Here is a 21,208-nt window from a genome sequence, read left to right on the forward strand (position 1 = left end):
ACCTATGCGCCACGCTGAAGGAGCCCGCGGTGAGTGCTGACCCCCAGATGCTCGCCTTCGACGCAAGCTGTCAGATCTTCAGGGACTGTGGCTTCCCGGCGCCCGGGCTCCATTCCTTCCTGTTCAAGCCCATCTTCACCGTCGGTGGCTTCGAGTTCAACAAGCCCATGCTGCTGGCATTCCTCGCGACGATTGTTGTCGTCGGGTTCTTCTGGGCGGCGTTCAGCAAGCCGAAGCTGGTCCCCGGCAAGCTCCAGATGGTCGGTGAAGCCGGTTACGACTTCGTCCGCCGCGGGATCGTCTACGAGATCATGGGCAAGAAGGACGGCGAGAAGTACGTCCCGCTGATGGTCTCCCTGTTCTTCTTCATCTGGATCATGAACCTCTGGTCCGTGATCCCGCTCGCGCAGTTCCCGGTCACGTCGATCATCGCTTACCCGATGGGCATGGCGCTGCTGGTCTACGTGCTGTGGGTCGGACTGACCTTCAAGACGCACGGTTTCGTGGGCGGCTGGAAGAACATCACGGGTTACGACAACTCGCTGGGCCCGGTCAAGTGGCTCGTCTCGTTCATCGACCTCTTCTCGAACCTGCTCATCCGGCCGTTCACGCACGCGGTCCGGCTCTTCGCGAACATGTTCGCGGGTCACATGCTGCTGGTGATGTTCACCCTCGCCAGCTGGTACCTGCTGAACGGCATCGGCATCATCTACGCCGGCACCTCGTTCGTGATGGTCATCGTCATGACCGGTTTCGAGCTCTTCATCCAGGCTGTTCAGGCATACGTCTTCGTGCTCCTGGCCTGCAGCTACCTTCAGGGCGCGCTCGCCAAGAGCCACTGAGCGACCCGACCCCCCTGACCAACAGACGTCCGGTGGCCAACCCCCACCGGTCCGTGAAAGAGAAGGAAGAACTGGCATGTCCCAGACCCTTGCCGCCGTCACCGGCAACCTCGGCTCCATCGGTTACGGCCTTGCCGCCATCGGCCCCGGCGTCGGCGTCGGCATCATCTTCGGTAACGGCACCCAGGCCCTCGCCCGCCAGCCCGAGGCGGCCGGCCTGATCCGTACCAACCAGATCATGGGTTTCGCCTTCTGTGAGGCGCTTGCCCTCATCGGCATCGTCATGGGCTTCGTCTTCCGCGCCTGATCGTCGGACGACAGCCCAACCCCATTACGGAAGGCACTGATGTGAACCCTCTGGTTCAGCAGCTCGCGGCTGTGGAGGAGCAGAACCCGCTCATTCCGCACCCCGACGAGCTCGTCATCGGCCTGATCGCCTTCGCTATCGTCTTCTTCTTCCTCGCGAAGAAGCTCCTCCCGAACATCAACAAGGTTCTGGAAGAGCGTCGTGAGGCCATCGAAGGCGGCATCGAGAAGGCCGACGCGGCCAAGATCGAGGCCGAGAGCGTCCTTGAGCAGTACAAGGCGCAGCTCGCCGAGGCTCGTCACGAGGCCGCGCGTCTCCGCCAGGAGGCCACCGAGCAGGGCACCGCGATCATCCAGGAGATGAAGGCGGAAGGCCAGCGGCAGCGTGAGGAGATCATCGCGGCCGGCCACGCCCAGATCGAGGCCGACCGCAAGGCCGCGGCCGCGGCGCTGCGTCAGGACGTGGGCAAGCTCGCCACCGACCTGGCCGGCAAGCTCGTCGGCGAGTCCCTCGAGGACCACGCCCGGCAGAGCCGCACCATCGACCGCTTCCTCGACTCGCTCGAGGACGGCGCTTCGAAGGCCGAGGCCACCCGATGAACGGAGCCAGCCGCGAGGCGCTGGCCGCCGCGCACGAGTCGCTCGACGCGCTGATCGACAACACGTCGGTCGACGCGGCGAAGCTCGCCGGCGAGCTGGCCGCCGTCACAGCGCTGCTCGACCGTGAGGTGTCGCTGCGTCGGGTCCTGACCGACCCGGCGCAGTCCGGCGAGGCCAAGGCCGAGCTGGCCGGACGCATCTTCGGTGGTCAGGTCGGCGGCGAGACCGTCGACCTGGTCAAGAGCATGGTCCGGTCCCGCTGGTCGCAGTCGCGCGACCTGGTCGACTCGATCGAGGAGCTGGCGAACACCGCAGACCTCGCTGCCGCGCAGAAGGCCGGTGTGCTCGACAACGTCGAGGACGAGCTGTTCCGGTTCGGCCGGATCCTGTCGTCCAGCACCGAGCTCCGGTCGGCGCTGACCAACCGGTCGGCCACGGCGACCGCCAAGGGCGAGCTGCTGAGCGCTCTGCTCGGCGGCAAGGCCGAGACGGTCACCGAGCGTCTGGTCGTCCGTCTCGTCACGCACCCGCGTGGACGTAGCCTGGAGGCGGGACTCGAGTCCCTGTCCAAGCTCGCCGCGGCGCGCCGGGACCGGATGGTCGCCGTCGTCACCTCCGCGGTGCCGCTGACCGAGGCGCAGAAGCAGCGCCTCGGCGCCGGTCTGGCGCGGATGTACGGCCGTGACATGCACCTCAACCTCGAAGTGGACCCCGCGGTCCTCGGCGGGATCTCGGTGCGAGTCGGTGACGAGATCATCAACGGCACGATCGCGGAGCGTCTCGACGAGGCGCAGCGGCGCATCGCCGGCTGACAACGCCCGGCACAACTGAATTCGCAAGACCAGCGGCCCGGTTGGGTCGTGCAGAGATTGCAGAAGATTCCTGGGGGTCGGCCCCCAGACCCCCAAAGAAACTTCGGGCCCAACAAGGAGAGCAGGGAACCCAGATGGCGGAGCTCACGATCCGGCCGGAGGAGATCCGGGATGCGCTGGAGAACTTTGTCCAGTCGTACCAGCCGGACGCGGCCTCGCGCGAGGAGGTCGGCACGGTCAGCCTGGCCGGCGACGGTATCGCGAAGGTCGAGGGTCTTCCCTCGGCCATGGCGAACGAGCTGCTGAAGTTCGAGGACGGCACCCTCGGTCTCGCCCTCAACCTCGAGGACCGCGAGATCGGTGCGATCGTCCTCGGCGAGTTCAGCGGCATCGAGGAGGGGCAGCCGGTCACCCGCACCGGTGAGGTCCTCTCGGTCGGTGTCGGCGAGGGCTACCTGGGTCGCGTCGTCGACCCGCTCGGCAACCCGATCGACGGCCTCGGCGAGATCGCGACCGAGGGCCGCCGCGCCCTTGAACTGCAGGCCCCGGGCGTCATGGCCCGTAAGTCTGTGCACGAGCCCATGCAGACCGGCTACAAGGCCGTCGACGCCATGGTGCCGATCGGCCGCGGCCAGCGTCAGCTGGTCATCGGCGACCGCCAGACGGGCAAGACCGCCCTGGCCGTCGACACGATCATCAACCAGCGCGACAACTGGCGTTCCGGCGACCCGAAGAAGCAGGTCCGCTGCATCTACGTCGCCATCGGCCAGAAGGGCTCGACCATCGCGTCCGTTCGCGGCGCCCTGGAAGAGGCCGGCGCGCTCGAGTACACGACGATCGTCGCCGCCCCGGCGTCCGACCCGGCCGGCTTCAAGTACCTCGCCCCGTACACCGGTTCGGCCATCGGTCAGCACTGGATGTACGACGGCAAGCACGTCCTCATCATCTTCGACGACCTCTCGAAGCAGGCCGACGCCTACCGCGCCGTGTCCCTGCTGCTGCGCCGCCCGCCGGGCCGTGAGGCCTACCCGGGTGACGTCTTCTACCTGCACTCGCGTCTGCTGGAGCGCTGCGCCAAGCTCTCCGACGACATGGGCGCCGGTTCGATGACGGGTCTGCCGATCGTCGAGACCAAGGCGAACGACGTGTCGGCGTTCATCCCGACCAACGTCATCTCCATCACCGACGGCCAGTGCTTCCTGGAGTCCGACCTGTTCAACGCCGGTCAGCGTCCGGCCCTGAACGTCGGTATCTCGGTCTCCCGTGTGGGTGGTTCCGCCCAGCACAAGGCCATGAAGCAGGTCTCCGGCCGTCTGCGTGTCGACCTCGCCCAGTACCGCGAGCTGGAGGCGTTCGCCGCCTTCGGTTCCGACCTGGACGCGGCCTCGAAGGCGCAGATGGAGCGCGGCAAGCGGATGGTGGAGCTGCTGAAGCAGGGCCAGTACCAGCCGATGCCCGTCGAGGAGCAGGTCGTCTCCGTCTGGGCCGGTACCACCGGCAAGATGGACGACGTCCCGGTCGCCGACATCCGTCGTTTCGAGGCCGAGCTGCTGGAGTACCTGCGCCGTGAGCGCAAGGAGCTTCTGACCAGCATCGCCGAGGGCGGCAAGATGTCGGACGACACCCTCCAGTCCGTCGCTGACGCCATCTCCGCGTTCAAGCAGCAGTTCGAGACCTCGGACGGCAAGCTTCTGGGCGAAGACGCGCCGGTCAGCACCGCCAAGTAGACGACGGAAGGGACCTGACTCATGGGAGCCCAGCTCCGGGTCTACAAGCGTCGCATCAAATCCGTCACCGCGACCAAGAAGATCACCAAGGCGATGGAGATGATCGCCGCCTCGCGCATCGTCAAGGCGCAGCGCCAGGTGGCGGCCTCCACGCCGTACGCGACCGAGCTCACCCGCGCGGTGACCGCGGTGGCGACGGGGTCGACGACGAAGCACGCTCTGACGACCGAGGCGGAGAACCCGACCCGGGCCGCGATTCTGCTCATCACGAGCGACCGCGGTCTGGCCGGCGGATACTCCGCCAACGCCCTCAAGGCGGCGGAGCAGCTCACCGAGCGGCTCCGCGGCGAGGGCAAGGAGGTCGACGCCTACATCGTCGGCCGCAAGGGTGTGTCGTACTACGGCTTCCGTGAGCGCAAGGTCACGGAGTCGTGGACCGGCTTCACCGACAACCCGACATATGCGGACGCCAAGAAGGTCGCGGCCCCGCTGATCGCGGCGATCGAGAAGGACACGGCCGAGGGTGGTGTGGACGAGCTCCACATCGTCTTCACCGAGTTCGTCTCGATGCTGACGCAGACGCCGGTACAGAACCGGCTGCTGCCCCTCAGCCTCGAGAAGGCTCAGCAGGAGACGGACACGAAGGGCGAGATCCTTCCGCTGTTCGACTTCGAGCCGTCGGCCGAGGACGTCCTCGACGCTCTGCTGCCGCGCTACGTCGAGAGCCGGATCTACAACGCGCTGCTCCAGGCGGCTGCCTCCAAGCACGCCGCCACCCGCCGCGCGATGAAGTCGGCGACCGACAACGCCGGAGAGCTCATCAAGAGCCTCTCCCGGCTTGCCAACGCGGCCCGCCAGGCCGAAATCACCCAGGAAATCAGCGAGATCGTCGGTGGCGCCAGCGCCCTGGCCGACGCGACCGCGGGGAGTGACAAGTAATGACGACCTCTGTTGAGACGGCCGTAGCCACGGGCCGCGTCGCCCGGGTCATCGGCCCGGTCGTCGACGTGGAGTTCCCCGTCGACGCGATGCCGGAGATCTACAACGCCCTGACCGTTCAGGTCGCCGACCCGGCCGAGGACGGCGCGCTCAAGACGCTGACCCTCGAGGTCGCCCAGCACCTGGGTGACGGCGTGGTCCGTGCGATCTCGATGCAGCCCACCGACGGTCTGGTCCGCCAGGCCCCGGTGACCGACACGGGCGACGGCATCACCGTCCCCGTCGGCGACTTCACCAAGGGCAAGGTGTTCAACACCCTCGGTGAGGTGCTGAACGTCCCCGAGGAGAACGCCAACATCGGTGAGCGGTGGCCCATCCACCGCAAGGCTCCGAGCTTCGACCAGCTCGAGTCCAAGACCGAGATGTTCGAGACCGGCGTCAAGGTCATCGACCTTCTCACCCCGTACGTCAAGGGTGGAAAGATCGGTCTGTTCGGTGGTGCCGGTGTCGGCAAGACCGTTCTGATCCAGGAAATGATCTACCGAGTCGCCAACAACCACGACGGTGTGTCGGTGTTCGCGGGCGTCGGTGAGCGTACCCGTGAGGGCAACGACCTCATCGAGGAGATGTCGGAGTCGGGCGTCATCGACAAGACCGCGCTGGTCTTCGGTCAGATGGACGAGCCCCCGGGCACCCGTCTGCGCGTCGCCCTGGCCGGTCTGACCATGGCGGAGTACTTCCGCGATGTTCAGAAGCAGGACGTGCTCTTCTTCATCGACAACATCTTCCGGTACACCCAGGCCGGCTCCGAGGTGTCCACCCTGCTCGGCCGTATGCCGTCCGCGGTGGGTTACCAGCCGAACCTGGCCGACGAGATGGGTCTGCTGCAGGAGCGCATCACCTCGACGCGTGGTCACTCGATCACGTCGATGCAGGCGATCTACGTCCCCGCCGACGACCTGACCGACCCGGCCCCGGCCACCACCTTCGCCCACCTCGACGCGACGACGGTTCTGTCCCGTCCGATCTCGGAGAAGGGCATCTACCCGGCCGTGGACCCGCTGGACTCCACGTCCCGGATCCTGGACCCGCGCTACATCACGCAGGAGCACTACGACGCCGCCACGCGCGTCAAGGGAATCCTGCAGAAGTACAAGGACCTCCAGGACATCATCGCGATTCTCGGTATCGACGAGCTGGGCGAGGAGGACAAGCTGGTTGTCCACCGTGCCCGTCGCGTGGAGCGCTTCCTGTCGCAGAACACCCACGTCGCCAAGCAGTTCACCGGCGTGGACGGCTCCGACGTGCCGCTCGACGAGTCGATCGCCGCGTTCAACTCGATCTGCGACGGTGAGTACGACCACTTCCCCGAGCAGGCGTTCTTCATGTGCGGTGGCATCGAGGACCTCAAGGCCAACGCCAAGGAGCTCGGCGTCTCCTGAGTCGGCCGACTCGCCGAAGGGGGCGGGCGCGTCCCGCCCCCTTCGGTACGCCGCTTGCTGTACCCCCGGGACGAACCCGGAACCCCGGGCCGAGAGGCCTGGGGGCGGGCCGGAGCGTTTCGACGCTCAGGTCCCTACTAGACTTATGACCCAACACCCGGCTGAACCGCCGGGTGGTGACCCGAGGAGCCAACCTTGGCTGCTGAGCTGCACGTCGAGCTGGTCGCCGCGGACCGCAGTGTCTGGTCCGGCGAGGCCACCCTGGTCGTCGCGCGCACCACGTCCGGCGACATCGGCGTCATGCCCGGTCACCAGCCGCTTCTCGGTGTGCTGGAATCGGGCCCGGTGACCATCCGTACGAGCGAGGGTGCAACCGTCGTCGCCGCTGTGCACGGTGGATTCATCTCGTTCGCGGACAACAAGCTGTCGCTGCTGGCGGAGATCGCCGAGCTGGCGGACGAGATCGACGTCCAGCGCGCCGAGCGTGCGCTGGAGCGCGCCAAGTCGGACACGGACGCTTCCGCCGAGCGGCGCGCCGACGTCCGGCTGCGTGCGGTGGCGGTGCGCTAGACGCACCCCGCGAATGGTTTGTCCCTCAGCCGCGGCCGGCCCGGATCTCCTCCGGGCCGTGCCGCGGCTGAGGCGATGCAGGTGCACGTGATATTCGGTTACGGGACGAAGCGAGGAGGTCGGTGGAGATGTTCCTCGCTCTGCTTGTGAGCGGCTGCGTCGTAGGCCTGGTGGTGATCGGGCTCTTCGTCTTCGGACTGCGCAGACGGCTGATCCAGCGCTCCGGGGGGACCTTCGACTGCAGCCTCCGATGGAACCTTCCGGAGGGGCAGGATGCTCCCCCTGGCTTCACGGGGAGAACCCCCACCGGCAAGGGCTGGGTGTACGGCGTCGCCCGGTACAGCGGCGACCGGATCGAGTGGTTCCGGATCTTCTCGTACGCGCCCCGTCCCCGCCGTGTCCTCGAGCGCTCCGCGATCGAGGTGCTGGCCCGCCGCACTCCAGAGGGCGAGGAGGAGCTGGCGCTCCTGTCCGACGCCGTCGTGCTCGGCTGTGTGCACCGCGGGACCCGTCTGGAGCTGGCGATGAGCGAGGACGCGCTGACCGGCTTCCTCGCCTGGCTGGAGGCGGCGCCGCCCGGCCAGAGAGTCAATGTCGCATAGCGGTACATGACAAAGCCCGGGAGAGAACGTCTCCCGGGCTTTGTCGTCAGCGGGCCCTTGCTCTATCCCAGGCCGCTGTTGATCGCGCCGACCAGCTCGCCGTTCGCGGTGTCACCGCTGAACTCCCAGAAGAACGCTCCACCGAGTCCCTGGTTGTTCGCCCACCCCATCTTGGAGGTGACGGTCGCCGGTGTGTCGTAGCTCCACCAGTTGGTGCCGCAGTGGGCGTACGCGGTGCCCGCGACCGTCCCGGTGGCCGGGCAGCTGTTCCTGAGGACCTTGTAGTCCTCGATGCCCTGCTCGTACGTGCCGGCCGCCGGGCCGGTCGCCGTGCCGCCCGGAGCGGACTGGGTCACGCCGGCCCAGCCGCGGCCGTAGAAGCCGATGCCCAGCAGCAGCTTCTTGGAGGGCACGCCCTTCGCCTTGAACTTGGCGATCGCCTCGGCCGAGTTGAAGCCGGCCTGCGGGATACCCGAGTACGACGTGAGCGGCGAGTGCGGGGCCGTCGGGCCCTTGGCGGCCCAGGCGCCGAAGAAGTCGTACGTCATCACGTTGTACCAGTCGATGTACTGAGCGGCGCCGCCGTAGTCGGCCGCTTCGATCTTGCCGCCGGACGAGGCGTCCGCCGTGACAGCCGCGGTGACCAGGTTGTTCGCGCCGAACTTGGCGCGCATGGCCTGCATCATGTTCTTGAAGGCCGCGGGGCCGCTGGTGTCGCAGCTCAGACCGCAGGCGTTGGGGTACTCCCAGTCGAGGTCGATCCCGTCGAAGACGTCGGCCCAGCGGGGGTCCTCGACCAGGTCGTAGCAGGACTGGGCGAAGGCGGCGGGGTCCGCCACGGCCTGGCCGAAGCCGCCGGACCAGGTCCAGCCGCCGAACGACCACAGCACCTTGATGTGCGGGTACTTCGCCTTGAGCTTGCGCAGCTGGTTGAAGTTGCCGCGCAGCGGCTGGTCCCAGGTGTCGGCGACGCCGTCGACGCTCTGGTCGGCGGTGTAGGCCTTGTCGTAGTCGGCGTAGGAGTCACCGATGGTGCACTTGCCGCCGCTGACGTTGCCGAACGCGTAGTTGATGTGTGTGATCTTCGACGCGGAGCCGGAGGTCACCAGGTTTTTCACGTGGTAGTTGCGTCCGTAGACACCCCAGTTGGTGAAGTAGCCCAGCTTCACCTTGTCGCCCGGTCCCGGGCCGGGGTCCGTGCCGCCGCCGGTGGTGCGGACCGCCACGGCGCCGCTGACGGGGCCGGTCTGGTCGGCGGTGTCGCGTGCCTGGACCGTGTACGAGTAGTCGGTGCCGGCGGTCAGGGCCGTGTCGGTGTAGGTGGTGCCGGTGACGGTGGCCACCTTGGCGCCGTCGCGCAGGACGTCGTAGTTCTTGACGCCCTTGTCGTCGGTGGCCGCACTCCAGGTGAGCTTCACCGAGGTGTCGGTGACCCCGGAGGCGGTGGGCGTGCCGGGGGCGGTGGGCGCGCTGTCACCGGGGACGCTGCCGCCGTCGCAGGAGGCGCCGTTGAGTTTGCAGTTGGACGGCGAGCCGGAGCCGCTGCCGTTGAAGCCGAAGGAGACGGAGGCGCCGGGGGCGAGAATGCCGTTCCAGCCGTTGTTCTTGGCGGTCCAGTGGTCGCCGGAGCTGGTGACCGTGGCGTCCCAGGCCGAGGTGACGCGGGTGCCGGAGGGGAAGTCCCACTCGACGGTCCAGGAGTTGATCGTCGTGGTGCCGGTGTTCTTCACCGTCCACTTGCCCTCGAAGCCGGAACCCCAGTCGGAGGTCTTCGCGTAGGTGGCGGTGGCGGAGGTGGCTGCCTGGGCGGGCGAGGCGAGGCCCACCATGGCGGCGAGGGGGAGCAGCAGCGCGGTCAGGCCCGCGGTGGCTCTGGATCTGAATCGGGTTCTCGGGCGGGGGGTTCGTGGCGCTTGGGTGCTCAAGGATGCTCCTCGAGGTGAGTGCGGACATGTCAGGGGTGGTCCGTGCACTGGAGCACTCTGCGGGGGCTCACCGCAGTGTGCTCGGTGAGAGTAGGTTGGTCTGGACCAATCGTCAATAGGTCCAGACCAAAGGTGTTTCCCCTGGTGCCCGCCGTGGCGTCAGATGCCCAACTCCTGGGCCAGGACCGCCGCTTGCACCCTGCTGCGCAGCTCCAGCTTCCCCAGCAACCTGCTGACGTGCGTCTTCACCGTCGCCTCTGCCATCGAGAGCCGCTGCGCGATCTCCGCGTTCGACAGTCCCTCCCCGAGGCACGAGAGCACCTCGCGCTCACGCCTCGTGAGGACGTCGAGAACCGCCCGATCCGGCGCGTCCGGAGACCGTACGGGCCTGGGCGCGGCGAACTCCGCGATCAGCCGTCGGGTGACGGCCGGCGCGATCAGCCCCTCCCCGTGCGCCACCGTGCGCACCGCCCGCAACAGGTCGTTGGCGTCGGTGTTCTTCAGCAGAAAGCCCGAAGCCCCCGCCCGCAGTGCCCCGAAGACGTACTCGTCCAGGTCGAACGTGGTCAGCACCAGCACGTCGGCGAGACCCTCCGCGACCACCTGGCGGGTGGCGGAGACCCCGTCCAGCCGCGGCATCTGCACGTCCATCAGCACCAGGTCAGGACGCATCTCGCGGGCCAGCCGGACCGCTTCCTCGCCGTCCCCGGCCTCACCGACCACCTCGATGTCGGGAGCGCTGCGCAGGATCAGCACCAGGCCCGCCCGTACCGCGCTCTGGTCCTCCGCGACCAGGATCCGGATCCGGGGGGTGTGCGGGGTGTCCTGCGCGGCATCCGCTTGCGCCGTCATGCCGAGGGCTCCTTGTCGTTCACCACGGGCAGCGCCGCCCGTACGCACCAGATCTTCTCGGGCCCGCCCGGCGGGCCCGCGGCCGGGCCTGCCTCGAACGACCCGTCGAGGAGCGCCACCCGCTCCCGCATCCCCACCAGCCCGGCGCCCGAGCCAGGCGCGCGTGGACCGGGACGCCGGCCGAACGGGCTGGTCACCGTCACCAGCAGCTCCCCGTCCGCCCTGCCGGACATCTCGACCCGCACGTCACCGCAGTCCGCGTGCTTGATCGCGTTGGTGAGCGATTCCTGCACGATGCGGTAGGCGGCGAGCTCCACGGGCGCGGGCAACCGGCAGTCGTCGCCACGCGCGTCGTCAAGAGTGAACGTCAGCCCGCTCGCCACGCCGTTCGTCCGGGCCTGCGCCACCAGGGCGTCCAGACCCGCCAGGGTCGGGGCCGCCGCAGGCTCCGTGTCGCCGCTGCTGTCCCGCAGCAGCCCGATCAGCCGGCGCATCTCCGCCAGGCCCTCCACGCTGTTCTCGCGGATCACCGTCAACGCCTGCTTCGTGGTCGCCGCGTCGTCGAGGGAGATCGCGGCCGTCGAGTGGATCGCGATCGCCGAGAGGTGATTGGCGACCATGTCGTGCAGTTCACGGGCCATCCGGGCACGCTCGGCCGTGATGGCCTGGGTGCGGTCCATCTCCGCGAGCAGCGCGGTCTGCTCGGCCCGCAGCCTGGCCGCGATCGCCGCCTCCCGGTGGTTGCGCACGATGGCGCCGGTGGCCGCGGGGAAGAACGAGACGAGCCCGGTGACCACGCCGATCAGCAGCGCGGCCGGCTCCCGGAACCAGGCCAGGAAACCGATCGTCACCGCGATGGTGATCATCCCGGTGGTCACCGGGATACGCCGGGCGGAGGCGGGCGTGCCGTAGACCACGGCCGCGTACACGAGGTCCGCGAACATCAGCACCGTCGCGATGCTGCCGCGGGTGAGCTGGTCGGCGATCACGGCAACCGTGCCGACGAGCAGCGCCGTGCGCGGCATGGTCCGCCGCAGCAGTTCCAGGAACGCCGTCACCACAAGCGGCACCAGCGTCACCCGGGTCGGCAGCACCGCGTGGTCGGGGCCCTGGCTGTGCAGCCCCAGCGCATAGAGCAGCAGGCCGCCGAGCAGACCGGCGACCGCCGCGAGGACGTCGTCACGGTGGGGGCGCGGGAAGGTCACCCGTCCATCAAACACGGCGCCGCGCCCCCAGTGCCTCCGCGTACGGGGTGAGCCTGCACTACATCGAAGGATGCAGTGCAGGTTCGTCACCGGCGACGACGATTCGGCCCCCGGGGGCCGACACGCTTGAACCATTCGAAGGGAGAACAGTCGTGATCGTCGCGCTGGTCGTGATCTGTGAGATCGGTTTCTGGGTGCTGCTCGCCGCGGGCCTCGCCGTCCGCTACCTGCTGAAGATGCCGAGGACCGGTGCGGCTCTGCTGCTGTGCGAACCGCTGCTGGAGGTCGTGCTGCTCGTCGCCACCGCGATCGACCTCAAGAACGGCGCGGATCCGAGCTGGAAACACGGCCTGGCCGCGGTCTACATCGGCTACACGGTCGGTCACGGCCATCGCACCATCAAGTGGCTGGACGGCCACGCGGCGCACCGCTTCGGCGGCGCCCCGCCCCCCCACAAGCCGCCGCGCCACGGCATGGCCCGCGCGGGGCACGAGGCCAGGATCTGGCTGGGCACGCTGGTCGCCGCGGGCGTCGCCACAGCACTGCTGCAGATCGCGATCTGGTACGTCGGCGACGCGGGGCAGACCGAATCGCTGCGGAGCTGGATGTACGCCGCGTGGCGCACGGCCGGCATCCACGGCCTGATCGCGCTCTCGTACGCGATCTGGCCGAAGAAGGCCGCGGCGAAGGAGCCGGAGTCGGAACCGGTCCGCGCGGAGCGCTAGCCGGACTGCCCGTGGCGCCCCCGTGACATGGGGAACGCGGCTAGCGCTCACCGCCCGGCACCCAGAGCACGTCTCCGACCTCCTTGTTCGCCACCCTGGCCAGAATGAACAGGAGGTCGGAGAGGCGGTTGAGATACGTCGCCGTCAGCGCGTTCATCGTCTCGCCGTGCACCTCCATGGCCGCCCAGGTCGAGCGCTCCGCCCGCCGTACGACCGTGCAGGCCTGGTGCAGCAGCGCGGCACCAGGCGTTCCGCCCGGGAGGATGAAGCTGCGCAGCTTCTCCAGCTGCTCCAGGAAGTGGTCGCAGTCGGACTCCAGCTTGTCGATGTACGACTGCTCGACCCTCAGCGGCGGGTACTCGGGGTTCTCGACCACCGGCGTCGAGAGGTCGGCGCCCACGTCGAACAAGTCGTTCTGCACGCGGACGAGCACCTTCACCACGGCGTCGTCGAGCTGCCCCAGGGCGATGGCCGTACCGATGACGGCATTGGCCTCGTTGGCGTCGGCGTACGCGGAGATGCGCAGATCGGTCTTGGCGGTCCGGCTCATGTCACCGAGAGCGGTGGTGCCCTGGTCGCCGGTACGGGTGTAGATACGCGTGAGATTGACCATGTGGCCAGCGTAGTTAAGCGCCCGCCCTGCGGAAGACACGTGTGCCGACCGTCACGGCAAGCGTCACGAAGGAGACGGCGACGAGGACGCCGTACAGCATCGCGGACGTGGCCACCAGGCTCTTCGTGGAGCACGGCTTCGTGACCGTGACCATCGCCGAGGTCGCGGTTGCGGCGGACGTCTCCGTCAACACCGTCTACAACTGCTTCCCCGCCAAAGAGGACCTCTTCCTGGACCGCGGCAAGGACGTGATCGACCGGCTCTCCAGGTGGGTGCGCGGGCGGCGCGCGGGGGAGTCGGCCGCCGACGCCGTACTGCGCGAACTGTGCGAGGCGGTCGAAGGGCTCTCGACGACGGTCGGCCTCTTCGAGGGCCACGCCGACTTCATGAAGGTCATCACCGAGGCGGACGCCCTGCGCTCCCGGCTGTGGGCCATCCAGCAGGAGAGTCTGCTCGGCCCCGTGACCACCATGCGGGCGGAGGCCGGCGCCGCGGAGGGCGACAGGCTTGCGGACCTGGTGGCCGGTCAACTCACCTGGGTGCACGGCACCGTCATGGGATGGATCGGCACGGAACTGGCCAAGCGGCGTAAACCGGAAGAAGTGTCGCGCGAAACCCTCGATCCCATCGACGAGATGGAGGAGTTGCTGGGGGAGAAGGTGCTCACTTACGCGGTCCGGGACGCCTGACGGCCCGTCCCGGTGTGATGTCCGTCATCTGAGACGTGACGCGCATCTCTTCACGGTCACAGGGGCACCTCACGGGCGCTAATCTCCGCCAGAGAGCGCACATGTAAACAGTCGTTGAGGACAGTCGTTAAGGAGTGCCGCAGTGGCCAGGAAGCTCGCTGTCATCGGGGCCGGACTCATGGGGTCCGGAATCGCGCAGGTCTCGGCCCAAGCGGGCTGGGACGTCGTCCTGCGTGACGTCACCGACGAGGCTCTGACCCGCGGCACGGACGGCATCAAGGCGTCCTACGACAAGTTCGTCTCCAAGGGGAAGCTCGAAGCGGCAGACGCCGACGCGGCGTTGGCACGCATCACCACCGCGACCGACATGGACGCCGTCGCCGACGCCGACATCGTCGTCGAGGCGGTCTTCGAGAAGCTCGAGGTCAAGCACGAGATCTTCCGTACGCTCGACAAGCTCGTACGGGACGACGCCGTCCTCGCCTCCAACACCTCCGCCATCCCGATCACCAAGATCGCAGCCGTGACGGAGCGTCCGGAGCGTGTCGTCGGCGCCCACTTCTTCTCGCCCGTCCCGATGATGCAGCTCTGCGAGCTGGTGCGCGGCTACAAGACGAGCGACGAAACCCTCGCCATCGCACGTGGATTCGCCGAGTCGGTCGGCAAGACCTGCATCGTCGTCAACCGCGACGTCGCCGGCTTTGTCACCACCCGCCTCATCTCCGCGCTCGTCGTCGAGGCGGCGAAGCTGTACGAATCGGGCGTCGCGACCGCCGAGGACATCGACATCGCCTGCAAGCTCGGCTTCGGCCATGCCATGGGGCCGCTCGCCACCGCCGATCTGACGGGCGTCGACATCCTGCTGCACGCCACGAGCAACATCTACACGGAGTCCCAGGACGAGAAGTTCGCACCGCCGGAGCTGATGCGCCGGATGGTGGACGCCGGTGACATCGGGCGCAAGAGCGGGCAGGGCTTCTACAAGCACTGACGTCTGCACCGACGTTATCGACCGGTTCGGCATCACCCACCGGGGTGAATTCGGTATCGGTTCGCTTACAAGTAGCAACCCCTCCGCCTACGCGGCAGTCAGTTGTTGCAGACAGAGAAGAACAGACGAAGAACAGTCAGCCGCACACAGTCGATACGGGGCCGGCACGGGGCACTGTAAGCACACTCGGGGAGCGCATATGCACATCAGGGGCGACCACGCCGAGCTGGTCGTCGGGGGCCGCCTCGACGTGCGCAGCGCGGCGGACGCCCGTACGGTCCTCCACTCGGCCGTCGACGACGGAGTCGGCGACCTGGTGCTCGACCTGACCCACCTCGACTCCTGGGACGCCACCGGGCTCGGGGTCATCATGGGCGCCCACCGGCGGGCCGGCAGATGCGGGCGCCGGCTGGTGCTGCGCGGCGTGCCGCCGCAGATGCAGCGACTGCTCGTGGCCACCCGGCTGCACCGCATCCTCGCGATCGAGGGTGGCCTCGCTGCGGAATCGCTTCCGCGCGTGTGAGGCCGCCGGTGTCCGGGGCGGTGACGCACCGGGTGTCGGCCTCAGTGCCGCAGCGGTGTCCGGGTCGGTGACGCACCGGTCGCGTCGGCGTCGCACCGGTGTCCGCGCGGGGCGAATCGTCCCGTCGGGTGCGACCGGTGCGCGAACGGGGCGATCAGCGCAATCCTCCCGAGACCGTGACGTCAGGGACGGGCGGCACCCCGCAGGTTTCGCGATGCGGGGCGAGCGTCTAGGGTTCGATCGCCTGCCCTTTCGACGGACCCATGCGGTGGGCTCCGGACCGAGGCGACAGGGCGTGCAGGAAGGCCGGGAGGGCACCTCACGCGGCTGTGCCACCAAGAGACAGTGATCTTGGCGGAGACAAGGCCGAGCGAACCGTATCTAGGGGCTTAGACCATGGACAACGACACTTTCGGCGAGACCGCCGGAAAGGCGCGACCGCCGCGCGACGCCATCACGGCGGAACTCGGGCCGTCCACGCCCTCGCCCGCGCGTACGGTCCAGCTCGTCTCCGGCGACCTCCTGCTCACCGTCAACCCCGTCGACGGCAGCGAGATCGAGGTCTGCCCGCCCGGACAGCAGCCCGGCCGCCCGACCCGGCGCAGCGCCGCGGAGCGCATCGAGCTCCGCCGCGCCGCGCAACCGCCCGTACCTCCCGGCCCCGCCACGCCCAGGCCTCCGTTGCTGGAGCGCGACGAGGAGCGTGAACGGCTGGTACGGCTCCTCGGCCGCGGACGCTCCGTACGGCTCACCGGCCCCGCCGGCTCGGGCCGCAGCGCGCTGCTCGACGCCGTCGCCGCGGAGTGCGGCGACTTCGCACCCGACGGTGTCGTACGCCTCAACGGCCACCACCGGTCACCCGCGGAGCTGCTCCAAGAGCTGTTCACGGTCGTCTACGACGCGCCCGGGCACCGGCCCGACCGGAACGCACTGGCCGGATTCGTACGCGACATCGGAGCCATCGTCGTCCTCGACGACCTGGAGTTCGGCGGCGCGTCCCTCGACGAACTGCTCGACGCCGCGCCCGAATGCGCCTTCCTCGTCGCCGCCGCGCCGGACATCGCCGCGCCCTCCGCGGACTCCCACCTCGAAGAGGTCTTCCTCGGCGGCCTCGGGCGCGCCGCCGCGCTCGATCTGCTGCAGCAGACCGTCGAGCGCCCGCTGACCGAGGAGGAGACCAATTGGGCGGGGGACCTCTGGTTCGAGTCAGAGGGCCTGCCCCTGCGCTTCGTCCAGGCGGCCGCTCTGCTGCGCCAGTGCGACGAGCTCCGTGCGGACCCGGAGGCGTTCGAGGAGTTCGCGCCCTTCGCGGCCGCGGGCGGCAAGGACGTACCCCTGCCGACGCTGGGGGAGGGGGCCGCGCCCGCGTCCCTCCTCGCCTCCCGGCTCGGCGACTCGGCCCGCCAGACCCTGCGCTTCGCCGTCGCCCTCGGCGGCGAGGTCCCGCACCAGGCGCACCTGCCCGCCCTCGTCGGCGACACCCACGCCGATGCCGCGCTCGGCGAACTGATGCGCTGCGGGCTGCTCTCTCCGGTCGGCCCGCGCTACCGCCTCGCGGCCGGTGTGCTCGCGCAGCTCCGTGAGAAGGGCTACGACGAGGACGCCGTCGGCCGCGCCCACACCGCCGCGCAGCACTACACCTGGTGGGCCGGGCACCCGTCCGTCACGCCCGAACGGGCCGTGGCGGAGTCGGACGCCGTGCTCGCCGCGCTGAGCGCCCTCGTGCCCGGCCGCGAGTCCGGACACGCAAGCACCGCGGTCCTGCTCGCCCGCAGCGCCGCGCCCGTCTTCGCGGCCGGCCGCCACTGGACCGCGTGGGAGCGCACCCTGCGCGTCGGCTCCGAGGCGGCCCGGATCGCGGGCGAGGTCGCGGAAGAGGCGTACTTCCACCATGAGTTGGGCGTCCTGGCCCTCTGCACCGGAAGCCTGGAGCGGGCCCGCGCCGAGCTCGAGGCGTCGATCGGCATGCGCGGTGCGCTCGCCGACAAGAACGGCACGGTCGCCGGACGCCGGGCCCTCGCCCTCGTCACCGACCGCGAGTCCGGCGTGGTCGCCCCCGTCGCCCCCGCCGTGGAAGCGGGGCCGGTGTCTCCTCCGAAGGGCGTGCCGGGGCTGCCGCTGACGAAGGCACTGCTGCGGAACGGTTCCCCGGGCTCCGCGTCCAACGCCGCCACGGTGGTGGGCGCCCGGCAGGAGCCCGCCTCGGACGACTCGGCCCGCCCGGCCGGCCGTCGCGCGGCCCTCCTCGGCGGCGCCCGCCGCAACGTCGTCGCCGCGGGGGCGGGCGCGCTGCTCGCCGCCGTCCTGGGCACGGTCGTCACGCTCGGCATGACCTCCGATCAGGAGAAGCCCGCCGGCGACAACCTGCGCAACGGCCAGCCGGCGAAGGACGACGTCGACGACGAGTGGACCTTCGACGACCCGGCGGCCGACACGAGCGCCGACCCGGCCCAGGACAAGGACGACGACAAGAAGCCGACGGACCGGACGACACCGGGCGCGACCCGCGCCTCGACGGACGCCCCGGAGAAGCCGGGGGAGCGGCCGTCGCCGAGCTCGTCGAGGCCGGGGAGTCCGTCGGATTCGGAGACAACCTCCGGCCCGAGGCCGACGAAGTCGCAGTCGACCAAGCCGACGCCGCCGCCTTCGCCCACGCCGACTCAGTCGGAGACGCAGACGCCGCCGACGGATCCTTCGCCGTCGGACACCGCTACCGAGCCCTCACAGAGTGACACGGCTGCGGCGCCCTCCGGTTCCACGGAGGCGTCGACGACGAACGAGGCGCCGCCCGCCGAGTCGGCGAGCGCGACGGTCATCTGAGACGTCGGCGGCGGGTGGGGTGTTTCCCCACACCCACTCTTTCCCTGGAACCCTGACGGGACGTGGGGGGCTGTCGCCCCCGGCCCCCGTGCGGCAGCTTCGCGCCGCGCATCCCCGCCCCGGTACCTCCAGGGCGCCGACTGGGTGTTCACTTCGCGGGCGTCGGCGGTGCCGCGAGCGCACCGCGACGGGCTTCCGGCGGCGCGGGCCGATGCGCCTCGGGCGGGCGGTGCCGCAGCACCGCGTCCCGCAGCACGGGCTGGGCCGGGCCGGCGTCGGACAGGAAGTGTCAACCCCCGGCGGGCCGGTGGCACGTCGTCCCCGCGGGCCGAGGGCTGGGCGCTGGTGCGGTGTCACGCACCCGCGGGGGCGTGACAACACGCGGCCCCCGCAACGTCCCGTGGGTCAGAACAGGCGGAGCTTGTCGTCCTCGATGCCGCGCATCGCGTCGTAGTCGAGCACCACGCAGCCGATGCCGCGGTCCGTCGCCAGGACGCGGGCCTGGGGCTTGATCTCTTGAGCCGCGAAGACGCCCTTCACCGGGGCCAGGTGCGGGTCGCGGTTGAGGAGGTCCAGGTAGCGGGTGAGCTGCTCCACGCCGTCGATCTCGCCGCGGCGCTTGATCTCCACCGCCACCGTCGCACCGTCGGCGTCCCGGCAGAGGATGTCCACCGGGCCGATGGCGGTGGGGTACTCGCGGCGGATCAGGCTGTATCCCTCGCCAAGTGTCTCGATCCGGTCGGCGAGCAGTTCCTGGAGGTGCGCTTCCACGCCGTCCTTGATGAGGCCGGGGTCCACGCCGAGCTCGTGGGACGAGTCGTGGAGGATTTCCTCCATCGTAATGATCAGTTTCTCGCCCGCTTTGTTCACGACGGTCCAGACGCTGTCGTCGCCTTCCTTCAACGTGCAGGGAGGTGACATCCAGTTCAGCGGTTTGTACGCCCTGTCGTCGGCGTGGATCGACACGCTGCCGTCCGCCTTGACCAGGATCAAACGGGGAGCGGAGGGCAGGTGGGCGGTGAGCCGGCCGGCGTAGTCCACGGAGCAGCGGGCGATGACGAGACGCATGGTCGGCAACGCTACTCGACGGACGGCGCGCTGCGCGATTCGCCCCGGAAGCGCCCATCGTTATTTGGCCGGTTGTGTTCCCAATCTCCTGGTGCGCTCAAGTCGGCGCACTTACCGTGGAAGCAGGAGGTCGTCGGCCGTGCACTCTGCGTCGCCGTACAGCATTGGTACGCCGTCGTTCGGTCCACTTCCTCCTTCCCTGCCCGTAAGGCCCCGTTTCGCGGGGCCGCGAGAGGAGAACCCATGTCGCTCGACGTCTCACCGGCGCTGTTGGAACAGGCCGAGCGAGGCGAGGTCGATGAAGCAGCTTTCGTCGACTGCGTCCGGACCTCCCTGCCCTACGCATGGGGGATGATCAGTTCTCTGGTGGCTCAGCTGAAGGTGGACGGCGGCGACTTCGCCGACAACCAGACGCCTCCGCCGGACGAGCAGGCACGTGGTCAGCTGCTGCGCGCGCTCGCGAGTGACGCGATTCGCGGGGCGCTTCAGCGGCACTTCGGAGTGCGTCTGGCATTCCAGAACTGCCACCGCGTCGCGGTGTTCCCGCTGGACTCCTCGGTCGACGAGCGGCTCGCCCGCTTCACCTCGATCCGAGGCCAGTTGCTCAATCAGTCGCCCGAACTGCGCGACTGCTGAAGCCTTCTGCTGCCGCTCCGCATCGCGGGAGGTGCAACTGATGTCGGAGCGGCGGCACTTGCAGGGATCATGGATTCAGCCGAGCAGCGGCAGCACTTCGGTGCCCAGCCGCCGTACGTTCTCCTCGGTGGCAGCCAGATCGCCCGAGCCCTCCGCGAGCAGCGCGAAACGCGTGATGCCGGTGCGCTCGGCGGTCGCCGCCAGCCTGTCGACGGCCAGTTGCGGCGGCCCCACCGGGTGCAGGGAGCAGAGCAGCTCCGTGTACGCGACGGGGTCGCGCATCCCGCGGTGCCGTCCGTCGACCGTGACATGGGCGTCCAGCCCCTGCTTGAGCCAGCCCGGCATCGCCTTCACGAGGGTCTCCGTGGCCTCGTCGGGACGGTCGGCGATCTGGACGACGCCGGCGGACACGTGCCCGGCGCCGGCGATGCGGTCAGGAGAGTGGCCCGCGGCGATCGCGTGCGTACGCCAGAGGGCGACCATGTCGGCCTTCTCCTCGTCGCCGCAGTGCATCCCCAGCAGCATCGGCAGCCCGCGCTCCGCCGCGAGACGGACGCTCTTCGGGGACGTGCACGCGACGACGACCTCCGGGCCTCCCGGCGGTCCGTCGAGCAGCTCGTCGGGCCGTGGGACGACCGGTACCTCGCGGAAGGAGAACCGCTCGCCGTCCGTGCCGACCCGGGGCTCGCGCAGCCAACGCAGCAGCAGGTCCAGGGATTCGGGGAAGCCCTGCTCGTACGCAGCGAGTCCCGCGCCGAACACCTCGAGGTCCACCCAGGGCCCGCCGCGCCCCACGCCGAGGGTGAACCGCCCGCCGGACGTCAGATGCAGCAGCGCGGCCTGCTCGCCCAGCGCCACGGGATGCGCGCTCGGCAGGACGCTCACCGCCGTGCCGACACGGATCCTGCGGGTGCGGCCCAGCAGCAGCGCCGCGAGCGTCACAGCGGACGGGCACACCCCGTACGGCACGAAGTGGTGCTCGGCCAGCCAGACGGCGTCGAGGCCCGACGCCTCCGCGACTTCGGCGGAGCGCACCGCGCGGTGCAGTGCCTCCCCCGGCCCCTGGCCCGGGAACTGGGCTGCCAGTACGAAAGTTCCAACGCGCATCGCCTTCTGCCTCCTTGCGGCCGACGCGTCACTCCCCCCTACCGGCAACAACGCCTGACACGTGCCAAAGGCACGGCCGAGTCCGAAGTTGTTGCGATTGTCCGGTAACTGGCCCTGATGCGTGACGTGGTTCGGGGGCCGGAGGGACGAGTGCCCGGACTCGCGGCCCTTACGCTGGAAGGGCAACTGTCCGCACTTGCCCCCTGAGGTGTCA

The 21,208-nt window shown here is 69.4% G+C and carries 21 protein-coding genes and 1 pseudogene; 15 read left to right on the plus strand and 7 right to left on the minus strand.

Annotated features, from left to right (window positions below):
- Nucleotides 1-29: 29 nt before the first annotated feature.
- The 9 genes from atpB to ACIQ7Q_RS04195 all read left to right on the plus strand — a co-directional run bounded on the left by atpB (nt 30) and on the right by ACIQ7Q_RS04195 (nt 7,840).
- Nucleotides 30-842, plus strand: a complete 813-nt coding sequence (gene atpB / locus ACIQ7Q_RS04155) for a F0F1 ATP synthase subunit A (protein WP_403856013.1) — start codon at nt 30-32, stop codon at nt 840-842.
- A 76-nt stretch (nt 843-918) separates the two neighbouring features.
- Nucleotides 919-1,149, plus strand: coding sequence for an ATP synthase F0 subunit C (gene atpE / locus ACIQ7Q_RS04160; protein WP_356631845.1), 231 nt, complete (start codon nt 919-921; stop codon nt 1,147-1,149).
- A 41-nt stretch (nt 1,150-1,190) separates the two neighbouring features.
- Nucleotides 1,191-1,748 carry a F0F1 ATP synthase subunit B gene (locus ACIQ7Q_RS04165; protein ID WP_403856015.1) on the plus strand — a complete coding sequence of 186 codons (558 nt, stop codon included), beginning with the start codon at nt 1,191-1,193 and terminating at the stop codon, nt 1,746-1,748.
- The gene (locus ACIQ7Q_RS04170; RefSeq protein WP_403856017.1) at nt 1,745-2,560 is read left to right on the plus strand and encodes a F0F1 ATP synthase subunit delta; all 816 of its coding nucleotides are present in this window, start codon (nt 1,745-1,747) and stop codon (nt 2,558-2,560) included. The genes ACIQ7Q_RS04165 and ACIQ7Q_RS04170 overlap by 4 nt, the downstream gene beginning before the upstream one ends.
- A 134-nt stretch (nt 2,561-2,694) precedes the next feature.
- Nucleotides 2,695-4,287, plus strand: coding sequence for a F0F1 ATP synthase subunit alpha (gene atpA, locus ACIQ7Q_RS04175; protein ID WP_403856019.1), 1,593 nt, complete (start codon nt 2,695-2,697; stop codon nt 4,285-4,287).
- Between the two features lie 21 nt (nt 4,288-4,308).
- On the plus strand, nt 4,309-5,226 hold the full coding sequence (locus tag ACIQ7Q_RS04180; RefSeq protein WP_403856021.1) for a F0F1 ATP synthase subunit gamma: 918 nt from the start codon (nt 4,309-4,311) through the stop codon (nt 5,224-5,226).
- Nucleotides 5,226-6,668, plus strand: a complete 1,443-nt coding sequence (atpD, locus tag ACIQ7Q_RS04185) for a F0F1 ATP synthase subunit beta (protein ID WP_403856023.1) — start codon at nt 5,226-5,228, stop codon at nt 6,666-6,668. Before ACIQ7Q_RS04180 ends, atpD begins: the two co-directional genes overlap by 1 nt.
- A 195-nt stretch (nt 6,669-6,863) precedes the next feature.
- Nucleotides 6,864-7,238, plus strand: coding sequence for a F0F1 ATP synthase subunit epsilon (locus ACIQ7Q_RS04190; RefSeq protein ID WP_403856025.1), 375 nt, complete (start codon nt 6,864-6,866; stop codon nt 7,236-7,238).
- A 128-nt stretch (nt 7,239-7,366) separates the two neighbouring features.
- Nucleotides 7,367-7,840 (plus strand): DUF2550 domain-containing protein, encoded by a 474-nt coding sequence (locus tag ACIQ7Q_RS04195; RefSeq protein WP_403856027.1) that lies wholly within the window; start codon nt 7,367-7,369, stop codon nt 7,838-7,840.
- Nucleotides 7,841-7,902: 62 nt separating this feature from the next.
- On the opposite strand, the gene ACIQ7Q_RS04200 is transcribed toward ACIQ7Q_RS04195, so the two are convergent.
- The 3 genes from ACIQ7Q_RS04200 to ACIQ7Q_RS04210 all read right to left on the minus strand — a co-directional run bounded on the left by ACIQ7Q_RS04200 (nt 7,903) and on the right by ACIQ7Q_RS04210 (nt 11,822).
- Complete coding sequence (locus tag ACIQ7Q_RS04200; RefSeq protein WP_403856436.1) at nt 7,903-9,669, minus strand: glycosyl hydrolase family 18 protein; 1,767 nt, start codon at nt 9,667-9,669, stop codon at nt 7,903-7,905.
- Nucleotides 9,670-9,924: 255 nt separating this feature from the next.
- The gene (locus tag ACIQ7Q_RS04205; RefSeq protein ID WP_403856029.1) at nt 9,925-10,617 is read right to left on the minus strand and encodes a response regulator; all 693 of its coding nucleotides are present in this window, start codon (nt 10,615-10,617) and stop codon (nt 9,925-9,927) included.
- The gene (locus ACIQ7Q_RS04210) at nt 10,614-11,822 is read right to left on the minus strand and encodes a sensor histidine kinase (RefSeq protein ID WP_403856031.1); all 1,209 of its coding nucleotides are present in this window, start codon (nt 11,820-11,822) and stop codon (nt 10,614-10,616) included. Before ACIQ7Q_RS04210 ends, ACIQ7Q_RS04205 begins: the two co-directional genes overlap by 4 nt.
- Nucleotides 11,823-11,974: 152 nt before the next feature.
- On the opposite strand from ACIQ7Q_RS04210, the gene ACIQ7Q_RS04215 reads away from it, so the two are divergent.
- Nucleotides 11,975-12,547: a hypothetical protein gene (locus ACIQ7Q_RS04215; protein ID WP_403856033.1), complete on the plus strand. Its 573-nt coding sequence runs from the start codon at nt 11,975-11,977 to the stop codon at nt 12,545-12,547.
- Between the two features lie 40 nt (nt 12,548-12,587).
- Here the strand turns inward: ACIQ7Q_RS04215 and ACIQ7Q_RS04220 are convergent, their stop codons facing one another.
- Entirely contained in the window at nt 12,588-13,160 is a 573-nt protein-coding gene (locus ACIQ7Q_RS04220) for a cob(I)yrinic acid a,c-diamide adenosyltransferase (RefSeq protein ID WP_403856035.1), read from the minus strand.
- Nucleotides 13,161-13,173: 13 nt separating this feature from the next.
- Nucleotides 13,174-13,272 (minus strand): annotated as a pseudogene (locus tag ACIQ7Q_RS04225) (ABC transporter permease); the annotation flags it as partial.
- On the opposite strand from ACIQ7Q_RS04225, the gene ACIQ7Q_RS04230 reads away from it, so the two are divergent.
- From ACIQ7Q_RS04230 to ACIQ7Q_RS04245, 4 genes are all read left to right on the plus strand, one after another.
- The gene (locus tag ACIQ7Q_RS04230) at nt 13,268-13,849 is read left to right on the plus strand and encodes a TetR/AcrR family transcriptional regulator (protein WP_403856037.1); all 582 of its coding nucleotides are present in this window, start codon (nt 13,268-13,270) and stop codon (nt 13,847-13,849) included. The pseudogene ACIQ7Q_RS04225 and the gene ACIQ7Q_RS04230 overlap by 5 nt on opposite strands.
- 142 nt (nt 13,850-13,991) lie before the next feature.
- Nucleotides 13,992-14,840 carry a 3-hydroxyacyl-CoA dehydrogenase family protein gene (locus ACIQ7Q_RS04235; RefSeq protein ID WP_403856039.1) on the plus strand — a complete coding sequence of 283 codons (849 nt, stop codon included), beginning with the start codon at nt 13,992-13,994 and terminating at the stop codon, nt 14,838-14,840.
- Between the two features lie 199 nt (nt 14,841-15,039).
- Nucleotides 15,040-15,363: an STAS domain-containing protein gene (locus tag ACIQ7Q_RS04240; RefSeq protein WP_177147608.1), complete on the plus strand. Its 324-nt coding sequence runs from the start codon at nt 15,040-15,042 to the stop codon at nt 15,361-15,363.
- Between the two features lie 396 nt (nt 15,364-15,759).
- Complete coding sequence (locus ACIQ7Q_RS04245) at nt 15,760-18,183, plus strand: ATP-binding protein (RefSeq protein WP_403856041.1); 2,424 nt, start codon at nt 15,760-15,762, stop codon at nt 18,181-18,183.
- A gap of 405 nt (nt 18,184-18,588) precedes the next feature.
- On the opposite strand, the gene nucS is transcribed toward ACIQ7Q_RS04245, so the two are convergent.
- A complete protein-coding gene (nucS, locus tag ACIQ7Q_RS04250) occupies nt 18,589-19,251 on the minus strand; it encodes an endonuclease NucS (protein ID WP_403856043.1) in 663 nt (220 codons plus the stop codon).
- 243 nt (nt 19,252-19,494) lie between these two features.
- Here nucS and ACIQ7Q_RS04255 point away from each other — a divergent pair, with 243 nt between their 5' ends.
- Nucleotides 19,495-19,887 carry an SCO5389 family protein gene (locus tag ACIQ7Q_RS04255; RefSeq protein WP_403856045.1) on the plus strand — a complete coding sequence of 131 codons (393 nt, stop codon included), beginning with the start codon at nt 19,495-19,497 and terminating at the stop codon, nt 19,885-19,887.
- Nucleotides 19,888-19,962: 75 nt separating this feature from the next.
- On the opposite strand, the gene ACIQ7Q_RS04260 is transcribed toward ACIQ7Q_RS04255, so the two are convergent.
- Nucleotides 19,963-20,994: an LLM class flavin-dependent oxidoreductase gene (locus tag ACIQ7Q_RS04260; protein WP_403856047.1), complete on the minus strand. Its 1,032-nt coding sequence runs from the start codon at nt 20,992-20,994 to the stop codon at nt 19,963-19,965.
- Nucleotides 20,995-21,208 lie beyond the last annotated feature (214 nt).

It is taken from the genome of Streptomyces sp. NPDC096176 (genome assembly GCF_044763255.1).
Classification (GTDB): Bacteria; Actinomycetota; Actinomycetes; order Streptomycetales; family Streptomycetaceae; genus Streptomyces.

What these genes read in the sequence shown, in the direction of transcription:
- atpE (WP_356631845.1), top strand. Translation starts at nt 919, where the DNA reads ATGTCCCAGACCCTTGCCGCCGTCACCGGCAACCTCGGCTCCATCGGT.
- ACIQ7Q_RS04200 (WP_403856436.1), bottom strand. Translation starts at nt 9,669, where the DNA reads ATGGTGGGCCTCGCCTCGCCCGCCCAGGCAGCCACCTCCGCCACCGCC.
- ACIQ7Q_RS04240 (WP_177147608.1), top strand. Translation starts at nt 15,040, where the DNA reads ATGCACATCAGGGGCGACCACGCCGAGCTGGTCGTCGGGGGCCGCCTC.
- ACIQ7Q_RS04205 (WP_403856029.1), bottom strand. Translation starts at nt 10,617, where the DNA reads ATGACGGCGCAAGCGGATGCCGCGCAGGACACCCCGCACACCCCCCGG.
- ACIQ7Q_RS04245 (WP_403856041.1), top strand. Translation starts at nt 15,760, where the DNA reads ATGGACAACGACACTTTCGGCGAGACCGCCGGAAAGGCGCGACCGCCG.
- ACIQ7Q_RS04255 (WP_403856045.1), top strand. Translation starts at nt 19,495, where the DNA reads ATGTCGCTCGACGTCTCACCGGCGCTGTTGGAACAGGCCGAGCGAGGC.
- ACIQ7Q_RS04220 (WP_403856035.1), bottom strand. Translation starts at nt 13,160, where the DNA reads ATGGTCAATCTCACGCGTATCTACACCCGTACCGGCGACCAGGGCACC.
- ACIQ7Q_RS04180 (WP_403856021.1), top strand. Translation starts at nt 4,309, where the DNA reads ATGGGAGCCCAGCTCCGGGTCTACAAGCGTCGCATCAAATCCGTCACC.
- nucS (WP_403856043.1), bottom strand. Translation starts at nt 19,251, where the DNA reads ATGCGTCTCGTCATCGCCCGCTGCTCCGTGGACTACGCCGGCCGGCTC.
- ACIQ7Q_RS04170 (WP_403856017.1), top strand. Translation starts at nt 1,745, where the DNA reads ATGAACGGAGCCAGCCGCGAGGCGCTGGCCGCCGCGCACGAGTCGCTC.
- atpD (WP_403856023.1), top strand. Translation starts at nt 5,226, where the DNA reads ATGACGACCTCTGTTGAGACGGCCGTAGCCACGGGCCGCGTCGCCCGG.
- atpA (WP_403856019.1), top strand. Translation starts at nt 2,695, where the DNA reads ATGGCGGAGCTCACGATCCGGCCGGAGGAGATCCGGGATGCGCTGGAG.
- ACIQ7Q_RS04260 (WP_403856047.1), bottom strand. Translation starts at nt 20,994, where the DNA reads ATGCGCGTTGGAACTTTCGTACTGGCAGCCCAGTTCCCGGGCCAGGGG.
- ACIQ7Q_RS04195 (WP_403856027.1), top strand. Translation starts at nt 7,367, where the DNA reads ATGTTCCTCGCTCTGCTTGTGAGCGGCTGCGTCGTAGGCCTGGTGGTG.